Annotated in this window: 17 protein-coding genes and 2 pseudogenes; 9 read left to right on the forward strand and 10 right to left on the reverse strand. The window is 38.5% G+C overall.

Annotated features, from left to right (window positions below; genetic code table 11):
• A complete protein-coding gene (spoVAC, locus tag JFU50_RS03055) occupies positions 1 to 471 on the reverse strand; it encodes a stage V sporulation protein AC (protein WP_053345019.1) in 471 nt (156 codons plus the stop codon).
• 18 nt (positions 472 to 489) lie between these two features.
• Positions 490 to 987, reverse strand: a complete 498-nt coding sequence (locus JFU50_RS03060) for a YhcN/YlaJ family sporulation lipoprotein (RefSeq protein ID WP_098174851.1) — start codon at positions 985 to 987, stop codon at positions 490 to 492.
• Positions 988 to 1,377: 390 nt separating this feature from the next.
• On the opposite strand from JFU50_RS03060, the pseudogene JFU50_RS03065 reads away from it, so the two are divergent.
• A pseudogene (locus tag JFU50_RS03065) lies at positions 1,378 to 2,732 on the forward strand (IS1182 family transposase).
• A gap of 305 nt (positions 2,733 to 3,037) precedes the next feature.
• On the opposite strand, the gene JFU50_RS03070 reads toward JFU50_RS03065, so the two are convergent.
• From JFU50_RS03070 to JFU50_RS03080, 3 genes are read right to left on the reverse strand one after another with little or no spacing between them, the layout of a single operon-like run.
• The gene (locus JFU50_RS03070; protein WP_053345017.1) at positions 3,038 to 3,403 is read right to left on the reverse strand and encodes a DUF1360 domain-containing protein; all 366 of its coding nucleotides are present in this window, start codon (positions 3,401 to 3,403) and stop codon (positions 3,038 to 3,040) included.
• 14 nt (positions 3,404 to 3,417) lie between these two features.
• Positions 3,418 to 4,005 carry a hypothetical protein gene (locus tag JFU50_RS03075; RefSeq protein ID WP_201221657.1) on the reverse strand — a complete coding sequence of 196 codons (588 nt, stop codon included), beginning with the start codon at positions 4,003 to 4,005 and terminating at the stop codon, positions 3,418 to 3,420.
• A gap of 11 nt (positions 4,006 to 4,016) precedes the next feature.
• Positions 4,017 to 4,331, reverse strand: coding sequence for a hypothetical protein (locus JFU50_RS03080; RefSeq protein WP_053345015.1), 315 nt, complete (start codon positions 4,329 to 4,331; stop codon positions 4,017 to 4,019).
• Positions 4,332 to 4,560: 229 nt separating this feature from the next.
• Between JFU50_RS03080 and JFU50_RS03085 the strand changes: the two genes are divergently transcribed.
• The 3 genes from JFU50_RS03085 to JFU50_RS03095 are packed head-to-tail and all read left to right on the forward strand — an operon-like array spanning position 4,561 to position 8,361.
• Entirely contained in the window at positions 4,561 to 5,694 is a 1,134-nt protein-coding gene (locus JFU50_RS03085; RefSeq protein WP_201221659.1) for a GerAB/ArcD/ProY family transporter, read from the forward strand.
• A complete protein-coding gene (locus JFU50_RS03090) occupies positions 5,654 to 7,177 on the forward strand; it encodes a spore germination protein (RefSeq protein ID WP_342366266.1) in 1,524 nt (507 codons plus the stop codon). The genes JFU50_RS03085 and JFU50_RS03090 overlap by 41 nt, the downstream gene beginning before the upstream one ends.
• Positions 7,174 to 8,361, forward strand: coding sequence for a Ger(x)C family spore germination protein (locus tag JFU50_RS03095; protein ID WP_201221660.1), 1,188 nt, complete (start codon positions 7,174 to 7,176; stop codon positions 8,359 to 8,361). Before JFU50_RS03090 ends, JFU50_RS03095 begins: the two co-directional genes overlap by 4 nt.
• Positions 8,362 to 8,389: 28 nt before the next feature.
• On the opposite strand, the gene fabI is transcribed toward JFU50_RS03095, so the two are convergent.
• Together fabI and mgtE are read right to left on the reverse strand one after the other, a co-directional pair.
• Positions 8,390 to 9,163 (reverse strand): enoyl-ACP reductase FabI, encoded by a 774-nt coding sequence (fabI, locus tag JFU50_RS03100; RefSeq protein WP_056528230.1) that lies wholly within the window; start codon positions 9,161 to 9,163, stop codon positions 8,390 to 8,392.
• 149 nt (positions 9,164 to 9,312) lie between these two features.
• On the reverse strand, positions 9,313 to 10,686 hold the full coding sequence (gene mgtE / locus JFU50_RS03105; protein WP_201181808.1) for a magnesium transporter: 1,374 nt from the start codon (positions 10,684 to 10,686) through the stop codon (positions 9,313 to 9,315).
• A 114-nt stretch (positions 10,687 to 10,800) separates the two neighbouring features.
• Here mgtE and prpE point away from each other — a divergent pair, with 114 nt between their 5' ends.
• Complete coding sequence (prpE, locus tag JFU50_RS03110) at positions 10,801 to 11,544, forward strand: bis(5'-nucleosyl)-tetraphosphatase PrpE (protein WP_201181809.1); 744 nt, start codon at positions 10,801 to 10,803, stop codon at positions 11,542 to 11,544.
• Positions 11,545 to 11,652: 108 nt separating this feature from the next.
• On the opposite strand, the gene JFU50_RS03115 is transcribed toward prpE, so the two are convergent.
• From JFU50_RS03115 to JFU50_RS03125, 3 genes and pseudogenes are all read right to left on the reverse strand, one after another.
• Positions 11,653 to 12,552 carry an RluA family pseudouridine synthase gene (locus JFU50_RS03115; RefSeq protein WP_201221661.1) on the reverse strand — a complete coding sequence of 300 codons (900 nt, stop codon included), beginning with the start codon at positions 12,550 to 12,552 and terminating at the stop codon, positions 11,653 to 11,655.
• A 17-nt stretch (positions 12,553 to 12,569) separates the two neighbouring features.
• Positions 12,570 to 13,364: an NAD kinase gene (locus JFU50_RS03120; RefSeq protein ID WP_053345008.1), complete on the reverse strand. Its 795-nt coding sequence runs from the start codon at positions 13,362 to 13,364 to the stop codon at positions 12,570 to 12,572.
• A gap of 51 nt (positions 13,365 to 13,415) precedes the next feature.
• Positions 13,416 to 14,037 (reverse strand): annotated as a pseudogene (locus JFU50_RS03125) (GTP pyrophosphokinase).
• Positions 14,038 to 14,363: 326 nt separating this feature from the next.
• Between JFU50_RS03125 and JFU50_RS03130 the strand changes: the two are divergent.
• From JFU50_RS03130 to JFU50_RS03145, 4 genes are all read left to right on the forward strand, one after another.
• Positions 14,364 to 14,942, forward strand: a complete 579-nt coding sequence (locus JFU50_RS03130; RefSeq protein ID WP_201181814.1) for a CYTH domain-containing protein — start codon at positions 14,364 to 14,366, stop codon at positions 14,940 to 14,942.
• Between the two features lie 24 nt (positions 14,943 to 14,966).
• On the forward strand, positions 14,967 to 15,626 hold the full coding sequence (locus tag JFU50_RS03135) for a lytic transglycosylase domain-containing protein (RefSeq protein ID WP_342366267.1): 660 nt from the start codon (positions 14,967 to 14,969) through the stop codon (positions 15,624 to 15,626).
• A gap of 234 nt (positions 15,627 to 15,860) precedes the next feature.
• Complete coding sequence (locus JFU50_RS03140; RefSeq protein WP_053345004.1) at positions 15,861 to 16,265, forward strand: globin domain-containing protein; 405 nt, start codon at positions 15,861 to 15,863, stop codon at positions 16,263 to 16,265.
• Positions 16,262 to 17,161 carry a ClpXP adapter SpxH family protein gene (locus tag JFU50_RS03145; protein WP_082527662.1) on the forward strand — a complete coding sequence of 300 codons (900 nt, stop codon included), beginning with the start codon at positions 16,262 to 16,264 and terminating at the stop codon, positions 17,159 to 17,161. Before JFU50_RS03140 ends, JFU50_RS03145 begins: the two co-directional genes overlap by 4 nt.
• Positions 17,162 to 17,274: the final 113 nt, after the last annotated feature.

Below are 17,274 nucleotides of genomic sequence, written 5' to 3' on the forward strand. Positions count from 1 at the left end.
TTAGCCCCCAATCATTTGATAAATCGTTTTAATCAACGCCACGACAAAGGCTGAAAATACACCAAATAGAATCACCGATCCGGCCAATTTAAACATATTGGAACCAACACCAAGAACAAATCCTTCCGTCCGGTGTTCGATTGCTGCTGAAATAACTGCGTTACCGAATCCCGTTACTGGGACAGCACTCCCTGCTCCCCCAAACTGTCCGATGCGGTCGTAAAATCCGAAGCCAGTCATTAAAAGTGCGAGAAACACCATGGTCGCAGTCGTTGGGCTTCCGGCTGTCTGTTCCGTAAAGTTGAAAAAATAAATATAAAAGTAAGAAATAGCTTGTCCTACTAAACAGAAAATACCGCCTACTAAAAAGGCTTTTATACAATTCTTCAGGATCGGCCTTTTTATTTCATGCTTCTCTTGAAGCTCTTTATACGCATCCTGCTGGGGGGTTGTGTTCTCCTTGCTGCTCATATTGAGAAACCTCTCTTTCTATATTAATTCTTTTTGAAGTTCTTCAATTTCCTTGAACTTCTTTATTGCCTTTTTCTCAGGAACCTCTTTTTCCTTAAGAAACTCATTCAATCTTAAAGATTCCAAAAAGATTTTATAATCGCTCGAAACGATAAAATCATACTTTGGAAACTTTTCTTCCAACTTGCCAGTCACGTTCTTTTCAATTTTTTTCATATGAAAACGTTTCAAGTGCTTAACTTTATAGGCGACGATAATCTTTTTTCCATTTTTCACCACGATTACATCATAGATGGTGTCTTCGTTGGCTACTGTCTCCTTGACCTTTGAAATGAGTCCTTTTTCATCCTTTTCATCCATTCCATTAATGATATCCATCGGTTCAGGATTCGTGCGCTTAATTAACGCTAAGTTTTCTGTTTTTCCGTCTCCTTTACTGCTACAGGCTGTTAGCAAACACACAACTACTGCAAAAACCATCCAGATAACATATAAATAACTTCCTCGTCTGAACATAGAATCACATCCTAATTTATTGTTCTATTTTTATTTTCTTGTTTAACTGTTTTTTTATGAATGGTAGGATTAGGAAATAAAAAAACCTTCCCAATTCTGAAAGGTTTCAGACTGTAGACAAACTCGATGAAAATCGAGTTTGTCTACAGTTTTTTTGAGGGGTTGTAAAAATTCGAACGTTGATTGGAACGTAGGGCACTCGCTTTCCGCGGGCGCAGGGAGCCTCCTCGGCGCCTTTGCGCCTGTGGGGTCTCCCTTGGACACGCTTTTCCCACAGGAGTCTCGCACCTTCCGTTCCAATCAACTTTGTTTTAACAATTAGAAATAAACACTTTTTCCTACAGTCTTTTTTGTTTTAATATAGGAGTATTAAAACTTGAGGTGATGACGATGCTTTCGAAACATAATTCTATTCAGCGAGATCAACTTGAAATGATTACTTTGGATCAACTGGTGCCAGCGAACCATTTGGTTCGTAAAATTGAGGGGGCCATTGACTTCACTTTCATTTATGACTTGGTGAAAGAGATGTATTCAGAGATAGGCCGCCCAAGTATTGATCCAGTTATTTTAGTTAAATTGACATTCATTCAATATACCTTCGGTATTCGTTCGATGCGTAAAACGATTGAAGAAGTTGAAACGAATATGGCTTACCGTTGGTTTTTAGGTTACGGTTTCCATGATAAAGTACCTCACTTCTCAACGTTCGGGAAAAATTATGAGCGTCGCTTTAAAGATACAGACCTGTTTGAACAGATTTTTTATCGTATCTTAATGACAGCCTCAGAAAGAAAGTTAATTAGTGCAGAGCACGTATTCGTTGATTCAACACATGTAAAAGCCAGTGCGAATAAGCGGAAATTCGAAAAGAAAATCGTTCGTAAGGAAACACGAGCATATCAAGGACGCCTTCAAGAAGAAATAAAACAAGATCGTGAAAACAATGGAAAGAAGCCTTTTCCACCGGATAAATTTGATAAAGAAGAAACCAAAGAAATTAAAGAAAGTTCAACTGACCCTGAGAGTGGCTACTATGTAAAAGATGAACGAACAAAACAGTTTGCCTATTCATTTCATGCGGCTGCAGACCGCAACGGTTTTGTACTGGGGACGATTGTAACACCAGGAAATACGCATGATAGTCATATCTTAGAGCCTCTTGTTGAACAAGTGATTGAGAAAGTTGGAAAACCTGAAGCTGTTGCCGCAGATGCAGCTTACAAAACACCAGCCATTACAAGCTACCTTTTTGGGAAAGAAATCACACCAGCTTTACCCTATACACGTCCACGAACAAAAGAAGGGTTCTTTCGCAAGCATGACTATGTTTACGATGAACATTTTAATTGTTATCTCTGCCCATCGGGCGAGATTTTAAAGTACTCAACAACAAATAAAGAGGGCTATCGCGAGTACAAATCACCCAAACACACTTGACATGCTCATTTTTATCACAGTGTACAGTAAGCAAAGACCATCAAAAAGTGGTGACACGCCATATCTGGCAAAATTATATGGAAGAAGCAGATCATCTGCGTCACCACAAGGATGTAAAACCTATATATGCGAAACGCAAAGAAACAATAGAGCGTGTATTCGCAGATGCAAAAGAAAAGCATGGTATGCGTTGGACTACTTTAAGGGGACTTAAAAAATTGTCGATGCAGGCGATGCTTACATTCGCTGCCATGAATTTAAAGAAGATTGCCAATTGGACATGGCAAGGTCCAATAATGGCTTAATAAAGTGGGCTCGTAGAGGCCCAATCTTAATCTTGATCAAAATTCAAAAGGGGTCCAGAATTAAAACATTCTGGACCCCTTTTGTCTACAAACTGAAACCTTCCCAATTCGGAAAGGTTTTTTTTTCATTCAATAGCCCTTATTTTTATTTTTATTATTGCAGCCACAGTCTTTTTTTATTTTGACCGGTTGTTCCTTTTTCACCGGTTTTGCATACGTCCATGGACTTTGCTTGTTATTCAATTGTGACTCCCCCTTTTCCCTCTATACCATACTATATGATTGAAGAGACAAGTTGTTTCCAATCAAATGTCCAAAATTCTGCTGATTATAACCTCTAAGATTGACCCTACTGCGGCAACTGCGAGGATTAAAATCAGCACTTCCCCTATAAATAACTGTTGTAGATAAAGCAAAACCAGAAATAGACTGACCCAGATACCCACACACCAAAAACAGCTTAGCAATTGTCCAAACCAGCCAAGCAAACCCTTTTCCTTAGGAATTAAATAAATCTCCACATCACCCTTTTCATTCTTTTCTTCTATCTCTTTAAAAAAAGGACGGCGCAAAGGTTCCATAATTTTATCGAAAACAATTAAGCGTGTCAGCCTAAATGAAGCTAAACCTAATAGAAGTATTAAGGTGAACTCATGCTGTGAGAGAAACATTCAATTCTGCTCCTTCACTTGGATTCTTCAATAATTTTGGCATCAATAATATTCGGGAGACCGACGAAGCGAATATGATTTCCTCTTTTAATTTTCACTGATTCCCCCCTCATTCCCAATACCTGAAACTTAAGCGTTTCTCCGTTAATAACCGCCTCACATACCGGCTTTGGATAACCTTGATGATTGGATAGACGAGTTATGATTTCACTTGAGGATTCCTTTTTCTCCACCTTATCCTCCACCTTTTTCTCCACCTTTTTCTTTTTCTTCTTTACAACCTTTTCCTTTTCTTCTTGTACAGGAAGTTCAGTTTGCTCAACTGATGGCTGCTCTGGAACATATTGATCAGTAATTTTTTTAATAGCCGTAATTTCTGATTCAATTTCTTTCATAGCATCAAATACTCCAAATTCCCGCTTGATTTTTTCTATTTTCTCTTCTCCCTGCTCCGTTTCCACAGATTCATGCTCTACCGTTTCCTGATGTGTACCTTTTTTCGTTCGGTAATCACTTTGCATATTCCCTCGTTGATCCGATATCTTAGCCTGATTGACATATAAAAGGGGTTTGGAGTCCTTATCGCTTTTATTCTCTGACATGCAAATCCTCCTTAATATTTCAGAATATCCACAGACTGCAGCTGCTCTATATGGTATTGAACAACCTTTTTACCAAATTTATGCCTAATAAAAAGACTGGATTCTTTTTTATGTTCCAACTTACCAAACATTGTACGACCATTGATGATGAACTTACAAACTGGTTTAGGTGCAAAGGCTGGAAGTCGGGACAATAACTCCACCATTTCTTCGGTACTAAACGAAGTGGTGAAGTTTTCTCTATTCAAATTTATTTGGCTCTTCGGAGTATTGTGTACTGTTTGCTTACCAACAGTACAAGGCAGACGATCTTTTTTCACGTCCATGATGTCCTCCTCCTTTTCTCATCGACCCAATAAGGTAGAAAACAGGATTCTGCTGATTTTCCCCAAACAATGAATATCTGCTCTATGTATCAACTATATGAAATTCACCCTTTTTTATGCTGGTGTTGTGCCCTTCTCCTAAAAAAGGGACACTCATTAAAACTTGGATAAGCTGGGGGTTAATGGAGTAACCTAAAAAAATAATGGTTATTAAAGGAGTATATTACAGATGGTTAAAAATGGTAAAATTTCAATCGTACAACTATCTTTAATCGTAATGACTGCGATCGGACTGAAAAACCATGTAACGATTCTTCCTCATTTGTTACCGGCTGCCAAAAGGGATGCCTGGATTTCTGTTCTATTTGCTTTTGGCCTGATATTGATTTGGTGTCTGCTCTTATTCTATATCCATAAAGCCACAGGTCAGGCAAATATATTTGTATGGGTGGAAAAAAATATTGGGAAGGTACCAGGCAGGATTTTATCCATTACTGTGAGTCTCTTTTTCACTTCATTAGCTGCGGTTTCATTGAAAGAGATGGTTGTTTGGACAAAGGTATCCTACTTGCCCGTAACTCCACCGATTTTTGAAATAATCCTATTTACAGGTTTATGCCTTTTCCTTGCCTCAACAAACATACAAACGATTGCTATTGTCAATACGTTCGTATTATCGGCGGTAATCTTGTTAGGTTTTTTTGTAGCAATCACAAATATTCAATTTAAAAATTATTCACTTTTGCAACCAATTCTTGAACATGGCTGGTCTCCTGTTTTTGCAGGTATTATTTATCCTTTGTCTGGGCTTATTGAATTGATCGTGTTTCTCTGTTTGCAACAAAAAGTTCATGGGAAAATAAAATTTAAAGTATTTGTTATAAATACCTTTATCCTTACCTGGCTTATCCTTGGGCCCCTTATTGGCTCCATTACTGAATTCGGTCCAATCGAAGCTTCAAGACAAAAGTACCCTGCCTTTGAGCAATGGGGATTAGTCACCTTGGGAAGATTCATTGAGCATCTTGACTTCTTGTCGATTTACCAATGGTTAACTGGTGCCTTCATAAGGGTATCCTTTTTCCTGTTTTTATCACTTGAAGTGCTATCTATAAAAAACAAGCGAAACAAAACGAAATTGCTCATTATCTATTCAGCTATTCTTATCGTTTCCAATTCATTTAGCTTCAGTGATGTCATTTTATATGACATTATTAAAACATTTATTATGCCGATTACATTCTGGTTCTTTTTAGCGGTTTCCATACTTTTAAGTATTTTTGTTTTCTTCAGTAATCGTAGAAAAAGGAGGTCCTCATCCGGTGTTCAAAAAAATGAAAAAGCAACCATCCAAACCGAATAGTAAAATTGAAAAATCAGAGAAGCTCGTAATAAAAGACGAATACGATTTAAAAGAAATTTTTCATAGTTCAGGAGACGTATTTTTCCAAAGCAGTTTATATCGTGATGAGTCTCCGATAAAAGTCACATTAATTGGATGTGAAGGGCTTGTCGATACTGAATTGTTAAATAATCTTGTATTTGAAAGGCTAACTTTATTTTTCCGCAAACATCCAAAAGGAACATTAACTATTAATGACATAAAGGACTCTCTTTATCTTCCTCAACTTGCTGATATAAACACAAAGGAAGAGTTGTTCGCAGATATCTATTCTGGGAAATTATTGATTCACTTTGAAGGATACGACTATTTGGTTTCTGTAAACATTGCAAATCGACCCCAGCGTAGTCCTGAGGAAACAACTACAGAAGTAACGATAAAAGGGCCGAGGGATAATTTCATTGAAGATTTATCCATTAATGTCGCTTTAATTCGAAAGCGAATGCGAACAAATTCCTTAAGTGTAAAATACTTCGAAGTGGGCAGGCGAACATTGACTAAAGTTGCCCTGTTATATATGGATGATATCTCTGACTCTGAAATGGTTCAAACTGTAGCTAAAAGGATTGAAGCAATTGATATAGATGGGATATATGGGGGCAATCAATTTATGGAGTTAATTGAAGAGCAGCCCTCTTTTCTCTTTCCAAGGCATGACTATTCTGGTAAGCCTGATTTTGCAGTGCAATGCCTTTTAAAAGGCCGACTATTAATTCTAATTGATGGCGTTGCCTACACAATGATCACACCCATCAACCTATTTATTGTGTTAAAAACATCGGAAGATCATGAATACACGTCTATCTATGCTTCCTTTGAAAGAGCTCTTCGATTATTTGGCATTTTTGTCGCTGCGCTTTTGCCAGGATTTTGGGTTGCTTTAACCACCTTTCATCAAGACCAAATTCCACTGATTCTGCTTGCTACTGTAGTCGAATCAAGAAGGGGATTGCCACTTCCCACTTCATTGGAAGCGATTACCATGGTCATCGTGTTTGAAATATTCAAAGAAGCAGGCATGCGATTACCTACTTCAGTCGGGCCAACATTAAGTGTATTGGGTGCTTTAATCATTGGAGATGCAGCAATTCGTTCCGGTTTGACAAGTCCCGCCATGCTCGTAGTCATTGCTGGTTCAGCGGTCGCTACTTACACATTGGTCAATCAATCCATCAATGGCGTCATCAGCTTAATAAGGCTCCTAGCTATTATTTCTGCTTCTTTTTTAGGACTTTTTGCATTTATGCTGGTAGCTCTATTTCTATGTGTGTATGTATGTAATATCCGAATATTAGGTGTTCCTTACATGGAAGTGACCGCCAACTTAAGCTTGTCCAATATTGTAAAAACTCTTTTTCAGATACCTCCCTCTTTGGATAAAAAACGCCCATCTATCTTTTCTTCAAAAGATCCTACGAGGAAAGGCGATGATGGACAAAAATGAAAAAAATGAAAAATACACTCCTCCTACTGTTGTGCGTTTCTATACTTTCAGGCTGCTGGGATTCAAATGAACCTGAACGTCTCGTTTATGCAAACGGTTTAGGAATCGATTACAAAGACGGGAAGGTCATTGTTTACCTTCAAATTATCAACGTGAAAGGGTTAGCAAGATCGGAAGCAAGAGGAGACCTCAGTTCACTTAGCCAAGCAGATGTTGGGCGCGCTACCGGAAACACATTGGACGAAGCCATATTTAATTTGTATCATACGACCGATCGCCGTATTTATTGGGGTCATCTCTCTTTTGTAATTTTTTCGGAAGAAGCCATGAAAGTAGGCGGCCTCAAGTATATTGCTGATTTTTTGGACCGCTACCGCGAAACACGCTACCGGATTTACTTTTTTATGGCTAAAGACCCACTTAAAGATGCAATGCTCATTTCTCCTATCGAAAATGTTTCCATGGCCTTTTCAAAATTAAGCGATCCAGATGGTAACTATAAGCAAAGCTCTTTTATCCCACCTATTAATTTAAGAGAACTCATTATTGAACTTGATGAACCTGCTCATCAAGTGGCGATTCCACAACTAAAAATCACAGAGCAATGGACCGGTCAGAATGAAAAGAAGCAGGATTTATTAATAGAAAGGGTAGCTATCATTTCAGAAAATAAAATAAAAACAATTCTACCTAAGAAGGTGATGAATGGAGGAAGATGGTTCAATAAAGATTTCGTTCGGGACAACTTAACCATTTTCCCAGAAACTAAAAATGACGCATTTGTTGTTATTTACGATAAAAAGACTAAAATAATTCCTGTTGTAGAGAAAAATGGAACAGTTCGTTTTGATGTAAAAATGAAACTTAAAGCTAGTGTTGAAATGATGATAATGGATATAACACGTAAACAATATGAAAAAGAAATAATGCGCTCTATCAAAAAGGAAATAAATAAAACGTATCAATATACACAAAAAAGGGAGATCGACCTCCTCAGGCTTTCTGAAACACTCTACCGCAAGGATAATAAAGCTTGGAAGAAAATTGAAATCAAAGGGAGAATTCCATTAGAAGAAGACACACTCAGGTCTATCCAGATTGATGTAGAAATTCAAGATACCGGAAAACAAAGATTAACACCAATCTTTGATGGACAGAAGGATAAAGGAATTGAAAATCAATAAAAAGGGGACCTTGATTGGTCCCCTTCTATCATCCGATTATATGGTAACCGGAATCCACATGAATATTTTCACCAGTAATCCCGCGGGACATGTCACTGAGTAAAAACACAGCCGTATCTCCCACTTCTTCAGGTGTCGTCGTACGACGGAGCGGTGCTTCTTCTTCAATCTTCTTCAAGATTGTATTAAAATCACGTACTCCTTTTGCAGATAATGTACGTATTGGACCAGCAGAAATTGCATTCACACGAATGTTATCCTTACCAAGGTCACTCGACAAGTAACGTACATTGGCTTCAAGTGACGCCTTAGCCACTCCCATTACATTATAGTTTGGCATAACTCGTTCACCGCCAAGGTACGTCATTGTGACAATACTGCCGCCTTCTGTCATAATTTCTTTCGCTGCTTTAGCTACAGCTGTTAAAGAGAACGAACTAATATTATGAGCAAGCAAGAAACCCTCACGGCTCGTGTTAACAAAATCACCGTCCAGCTCTTCCTTATTTGCAAATGCGATACTGTGTGCTACACCATGAATGATACCTGCTTCTTCCTTGATCGTCGCAAAACATTTTTCAATGCTTTCGTCCTTTGTTACATCACATTGCAATATGATTGCAGGCTCACCTTCCAAAGTGGAAGATAGCTCCCTGACGCTCTTTTCTGTACGTTCTTTCCCATAAGTAAATATCAACTTGGCACCTGCTTTGTGTAAGGAACGGGCCACTCCCCAAGCAATACTTCTTTTATTGGCAACACCCATTATGACAAACGTTTTTCCCTCTAATGAAAAAGTCATCGTATGTGACCTCCTATTTTGATACAAGTTATTAGTACCTGCTACTAATGACAGTATAACAAATTTATGGTGAGAAAAACACCGTTTTCTAATCTACTGCTTGCATTAAACATTTTGAAATCCTGTTAGCGAGTGGTTAACCTTTTCGCTTACAGTAAATACCCCATGAATAATGTTGCCAATCCGAAGTAAATCAGTATACTAATAAGGTCGTTGATGGTTGTAATGAAAGGACCGGAAGCTACCGCTGGATCAATCTTCATTTTATGCATGAGGAGCGGGACAAGTGAACCTGCAAGTGTGGCAACGATTAGAGTAATGAAAATCGAAATACCGACTAATAATCCAAGCATAAAATCATCTTGCCAAAAAAAGACGATAAAAATGATGGCAATTCCGCATGTTAGACCAATAATAAGGCCAGTTCCAGCCTCTCGAAGGACCAGTTTCCACTTGCTTTCCTGTTCTAATTCCCCTGTTGCAATTCCTCTAACCGCTACTGCCAGTGCTTGTGTTCCTGTATTTCCAGCCATGCCACCAATCAATGGAATAAAAACAGCAAGAATGGCTTTTTGGCTTAGTGTCTCTTCAAATCGACCAATCAGACTCGCAGTCAACAAACCTAAAAACAAGAGAATGACCAGCCATGGCAGCCGTTTTTTTGCAGCTGAAAATGGACTCTTATCGACGTGGTCAAGATCTGATATACCCGCTAATTTAGAATAATCATCGGATGCTTCTTCGTCCATGACATCGATGATATCATCAACTGTAATGATCCCTAACAAATGGTTTTGAAAATCTACGACCGGTACAGCGAGGAAATTATAATCCCTTATTTTACGGGCCACCTCTTCTTGATCTTCTGTTACAGGAACGGATACTACCCTGTCATCCATTAAATCACTAATTAAAGCCTCTTCATCAGCGATAATCAAGGTCCGGAGCGATAACACACCAAGCAGTTTCTTATCTTGGTCTGTAACAAATACATAATAAATCGTTTCTGCTTGCGGTGCTTCCCGTTTCAAAATCTGCATCGCTGAGCGAGCCGTTTCGTTCGCCTCAATAGCAATGAACTCTGTCGTCATTATGCTTCCTGCTGTAGATTCCTCATAGTTTAGAAGCTCCTGGATTTCACTAGCTGCTTCATCATCCATGATCGTCAAGTAGCTAACGGCCTGCTCATCATTTATCTCATTCAACACGTCTGCAGCATCATCCGCATACATATGGGATAGCATATCAGCTACGTAAGAAGGATTCATTTCAGCGAGGAGGCTTTCGTAATCGTCTTCATCTATTTCAATGTTTTCAAATAGACCAGCCATTTCTTCCGGAGATAAATATTTGTACACAACTGACCTAAATTCATCCGACAAGCTTGTATAAAATTGAGCCTGATCGTATGGATGCATTTCTAGGAACTCCGTGCGGAACTGATCTAGGTTTTCTGTTTTAAGTGCGTCAAGCAATAGTTCATTATTCATTTGATTTCTTTCCAGTTCCCTCAACTCTTCCATAACTAAACACCTCCAATAAACTTATTTTTTAATTTCCTCGTTTATATTTTATTTTTTTAAATAATACTATACTAATACCATAAACATATACAAAACAAACAAAGGGTGTGACAAATGAACATTGATATCATTGGGGACATCCATGGATGTTTCACCGAATTTAGGCAGCTGACAGAAAAAATGGGATATACCTGGGAAAGCGGCATACCTGTCCATCCCTCGGGAAGAATTCTTGGCTTTGTAGGGGATTTAACCGATCGCGGCCCAAATTCTCTCCGTGTAATTGAAGTGGTCTATGAATTAGTCATTAACCAAAATATTGCGCTATATGCTCCAGGTAATCATTGCAATAAACTGTATCGTTATTTTTCAGGCAATAAAGTGCAAGTATCTCATGGTTTAGAGACTACAGTAGCTGAATATCAATCCTTAAACGTTCGGGAGCAGAAGAAAATCCGAAAAAAATTCATCGATTTGTATGAACGATCCCCACTCTATCAACTCATCGATGAGGGCCGTTTAATTATTGCGCATGCTGGTATTCGGGCCGATTATATCGGTCAATATGGAAGTAAAGTAAAAACTTTTGTCCTTTACGGAGATATCAATGGCACCAAGCATCCAGACGGCTCGCCGGTCAGAAAGGACTGGGCCCAGTACTACAAAGAGAAAGCCTGGATTGTGTATGGGCATACACCGGTTCCGGAGGCAAGACAAGTCAATCATACATACAACATTGATACCGGGTGTGTCTTCGGTGGAAAACTAACTGCTGTCCGTTATCCTGAAATGGATCTTCAAGATGTGCCTTCAACAATGCCTTATATAGCAGAGAAGTTCAGGACTTCTTTTGATTAACCAAAAAAAACTCGCCATTTTGGTGAGTTCTTTTGTGACGACAGATTTAAATTATATTCTTATTTTTGACGTTTTACCTTCATTACAAATGCAATGACCTCTCAACCATTAATTCCCATCAAGCAAATGTATCATATCCTGCGGTAATTTTTCTTGAAACAACATCACCTTCTTGGTAAAAGGATGAAGAAATTTTAATTCGAAACAATGCAGGGCCTGACGGGCGATCATTTCCCTGTGTCCTCCATATAAATCATCCCCAGCAAGCGGGTGTCCAATATGAGCCATATGCACCCTGATTTGGTGTGTCCTCCCAGTTAGGAGCTCCAAATTAAGAAATGTATAGGTTTCAGTTTGGGCTAATACCTCAAAAAGAGTACAGGCATAGCGACCATCCTCCCGAACTTCCCTTTCAATAATGCTGGTCGATTTCCGTCCGATTGGCGCCTCTATCATTCCTTTTGGTCCGTTAACAAGTCCTTCAGCAATTGCTTGGTATCGCCGTTTAACTTGTCCAGATTTTTGTTGCTCACTTAAAAGATGATGGATATGTCGATGTTTGGCAATTAAAACCAAACCCGATGTATCACGGTCAAGTCTTGTAACAATATGAATCGTTGCATGGATTCCCATCTTCTTATAATACCCTGCCAACCCATTCGCAAGACTGCCATTGGGATGCTCACGAGATGGAATGGTGTTCATAGAAGGAGGCTTGACAACTACCAATACAAATTCATCTTCGTACCTGACAAGAAGTGGGATGGGTTCCGGCAGAAGGCCCTCACTTGCCTGTTCCGGAGGAAATATGACTGTGACGCTGTCACCAGTATTAATCCGCTCCCTCACTGTCACTTCTAAGCCGTTCACCTTGATTAAACCACCTTTAAACTTAATATCCGTTAATGCTCGTTTTGAGATATCGTATTTGCTGAGAAATTCCCGCAGTAAAGAGCCAGAATCCTCTTCAGAAACCGACCAAGTTAAAGAAAAGTTTTGATTTGACATGTAGTGATCTGAGCTCCTTAGTTAGCAATAAATGAATCATGAACTCTTTTCCAGAATGGAAATGGGCGGAATCTAGCGAAACGAATCTTTTCATCAGCAACACGGCATTGAATCGATTTTACATCTTCCTGAAGCAGGGTTAAATGATCAATCGTGATTTGAAAATTGACGGCATTGACGGGCCGGAACATACATGTATGATGAGCCGGCAGCAGAAGTGGTGATCCGACCGTCCTAAACACCCGGTTATTAATGGATGCCAATTCGGTAATCTGGATTGCATCAATCGAAGGATGGACAATCGCTCCCCCAAGCGCTTTATTATAAGCTGTGCTTCCTGACGGTGTCGCAATACATAAACCATCACCACGGAACGTCTCAAAGTGCTGGCCACGTATTTCCACATCCATGACAAGGGTTCCTTCAACACTTTTGACTGTAGATTCATTTAATGCCAAAAATCTTGCTTCACGTCCTCCATGCTGATATCGGACAATCGTTTCAAGTAGCGGATATTCAACAATTTGAAATGGTGTTTTTGCTAATGCTATCACCAATTTTTCAATTTCATCCGGGGTCCAATCTGCATAAAACCCAAGATGACCTGTATGTACTCCAACGAAGGCTGTCTTATCTAAGCGGTTCTTATAACGATGAAAAGCATATAACAATGTACCATCACCACCGACCGAAATTACAATATCCGGCTGATCTTCGTCATATTCCAAATGAAAGTCCTGAAGATACGTTCTCATCCTTTGCATTAAAGTATTAGATTTCGCATCTCCTTTTGACGTAATCGCAAATTTCATATAATCCCACCTTACTATTTTAGATTTCTTCTTATTTCACTATTATCGTTTTTAAGAATCTTTTTTTCTTGAAAAAAGACGCTGTGCTTCTTGAATTTCCGTACGTATTTGCGACATTTCTGCATCCAGCAGAAATCGTCGCTTCTGTCGCTCGTTTCAACCGTATTTGAATAGCTTCGGGAAAAATACCTTTATATTTATAATTTAACGAGTGTTCAATCGTCGCCCAAAAATTCATCGCTAAAGTTCTAATCTGAATCTCAGCAAGAATATTTTTCTCGCCATGAATTGTCTGAACCGGATAGCGTATGACAACATGATAAGAACGGTAGCCGCTTGCTTTTTTATGAGAAATATAATTCCTCTCTTCGACTATTTCGAAGTCATTGCGACCGCGTAAAAGCTCTACAACCTGTTCGATATCATCCACGAACTGACACATCATCCGAAGGCCTGCGATATCTTGTATTTCAGTGCCTAATTTATCAATAGGAATATCCTTCTGACTCGCCTTATCCAAAATGCTGACAATCGGCTTTACTCTGCCTGTTACAAATTCGATAGGCGAGTGAATATTCTCTCTTTCAAACTGTTTCCTTAATCCCTTTAACTTAACCTTCAATTCTTCAACAGCCTGTTTATAAGGCGCCAAGAAATCGTCCCAACTCTCCATTGCCACACCACCTATATCTATCGAAAAAGCGCCTGTTCAACTCTGGTATGGGCAGGACGCTTCGATTCTTCTCTCTAATCCGGCAGCTCTATAGCTAACTGCCTTTACACATGGATCTTTTAAAATCGTCCAGAAATAATAATATGTATAATTTCTCTATATACTGTAATCCACTTCATCATGCTTAACGTTTATATTTTATCATATCCGGCAATTGATTCCTAAATATTCAAGTACAATAACTAAAAATTATTGTATTCAATTTGACAGCAGGAATGGTTCTTATATGATTAATCTAAGATAACAGGCAGAAAGGAAGGAAACACATGAGCCAGCATATTGAAATTGAATTTAAAAACCTTTTAAATGAAAAGGAGTTTAGTCAACTAATTGATTATTTTCAAATCTGCACCTCGAACTTTAAATCTCAGCAAAATCATTATTTTGATACTTTGAAATTCAATTTAAAAAATCAAAACTCTGCACTTCGAATCAGGGAAAAAAATGAACGATACGAGCTAACTTTAAAACAACCGGCAACAGAAGGACTATTAGAAACGAATCAAGATATAACTAAGGAAACCGCTTATTTATTTCTAAACCATAATACTTTTCCTGAAGGGCCAATCAAGCATCTAATTCTCGAAAGCGGGCTCAATCCTAATGAGTTTACTTGCTTTGGGACCCTACAGACAGACCGTTTTGAATTTCCATACCAAGGAGGGATTCTTGTTTTAGACCACAGTTCGTATGTAAATCAGGAAGACTTTGAGCTTGAATACGAAGTAACAGATGCTGAAACTGGAAAAAAGATTTTCCTTACTCTCCTAGAAACCCTTCAAATTCCGGTAAGAAAAACCGAAAATAAAGTTAAGAGGTTTTATATGGCCAAATTCCAGGACTAATCCTAACAAAACCCAAATTCGGAGGTGGAGCGTTTGAAAATCCAAGATTTCAAGACATTTATTGAACTGCTGTCCATCCAGAAATTTACAACTGGCGACATCACAAATGCTAATTCATCTCAATCCATTTTCCAGGACATGCTGTCGGAACTGGTTTCGAGTGATACTTTAAAAGGTACATCGCAGTCATTGGGATCCTTGCTGTCTAATGTGGAAACTGAAGCAAAATCCATTCTTCAATCCACCAACCTGACATCTATAAATCCGTTAAAAACCGCCAATACTAGCCATAAAGCTAGCGAAACTGTTACAAATTATGATGACATTATCAGCCAGGCGGCCACTTTATATAATCTCCCAGAAAAACTAATTAAATCAGTTATTAAACAAGAATCGAACTTTAATCCTAAAGCTACTAGCTATGCAGGTGCTGCAGGCCTTATGCAGTTAATGCCCGCAACTGCCCGTAGCCTAGGTGTGGATGATATCACAGATCCAGAACAAAACATTATGGGTGGGAGTAAATATTTGAGCCAAATGCTAACTCGTTATAACGGAGATATCCAAGTTGCCCTTGCTGCTTATAATGCCGGACCAGGTAATGTAGATAAATATAACGGCATTCCACCTTTTAAAGAAACACAAAACTATGTTCAAAAAGTTTTCACCACATTCTCCAGCTAAAAAAAGCTGGCCCTTAATTTAAATTGGGTCGGCTTTTTTTAGTGGAAAGATATAGCTATATTTACACCTCACACAGATTTAAAAACCGCCAAAAAAGCGGTTTTTTTTATTTATTTTCCCTTGTCATAATACAGATGTAAAACTTTCTTCAAGCTATATAATTGTTTTATGAGTACGTCATTGTTAAAATATGAATAAATATCAACCATCTTTCTTTTAAAAGGAGTAATCAGCATGATGCAAGGGAACCCTACACCATATGAATTAATTGGAGAAGGGCAATTACACAAGTTAATTGATGTGTTTTACTCCAACGTTAGTCAACACCCGGATTTGCAGCCGATTTTCCCTGACGACTTAACAGAAACGGTCCGTAAACAAAAACAATTTATGACTCAATATTTAGGTGGACCCTCTTTATATACTGAAGAACACGGTCATCCTATGTTGCGGGCTCGACATATACCTTTTGAAATAACACCAGAACGTGCGAAAGCATGGCTTTCCTGCATGTATCAAGCTATGGACGAAGTAGGCCTTGAGGGTGAAATACGGGAGTTTTTCTATCACCGCCTCTATTTGACGGCACAACATATGATCAATACATCCGGTATGGACGGGAAAGGAGAAGACAGTTGAGCGCACATAAACCAGTTTTCAATATTTCCGATTGGATAAAGACACAGCATTGTTATGATATAGGAAAAAAGCCAATTGAAATTTATGTTTTTGTTGATCCACTTTGTCCCGAGTGCTGGGGCTTAGAACCAATTATAAGAAAATTACAGATAGAATATGGCCAATTATTCAGCTTACGCCATGTTTTAAGCGGTAAAATCGATTCTCTTAATATGGGGAAAAATAAAAATTACGAAAACCTTGCTCAAGTTTGGGAAAAGACTGCCAGCCGCTCGGGAATGTCCTGTGACGGAAGCCTTTGGTTAGAAAACCCAATCTCTTCTCCATATTCAGCTTCCATTGCCATTAAAGCAGCCGAATTACAGGGCAGAAAATTAGCGATTCGCTTTTTAAGACAGCTTCAAGAGCATGTATTCATTGGAAAAAGGGATATCTCTAATATAGAAGTCCTGACCGATTGCGCCAAAACCGTAGGATTAGATGTTGAGGAATTTCTACATGATATCAATTCTTCCAGTGCAGCAAAGGGCTTTCAATGTGACTTAAAAATCACAAGTGAAATGGAAGTAACAGAAATACCCTCCCTTGTCTTTTTTAATCAAAATATTGAAGAAGAAGGAATAAAAGTTTCGGGTGTCTATTCTTACGAGGTATATGTTCAAATTTTGGAAGACATGCTGAATGGTCTTCCTGCCCCTGCTGAACCGCCATCGCTCGAAGAATTTTTAAGTTGTTTTAAACTAGTTGCTACTAAAGAAATCGAAACGGTTTACAATATGAATAAAAATAACGTCGAGTTAGAAATGAAGAAACTTGTTTTAAAACAAGTTGCTGAAAAAATCCCAGCTAAATACGGTACATTTTGGAGATATACAGAGAAGCAGTCATTAGAATGACTGCTTCTTATTTAATTATAAAAAGGGAAAAACCATGCAAATCATTCTTTGCATGGTTTTTTTATAAGAAATAAGGGGATGGGAGAAACTTTTCACGATCAAACAAAGGGGTA

The sequence above is a fragment of the Peribacillus sp. TH14 genome (assembly GCF_016651145.1).
Lineage (GTDB): Bacteria > Bacillota > Bacilli > Bacillales > DSM-1321 > Peribacillus > Peribacillus butanolivorans.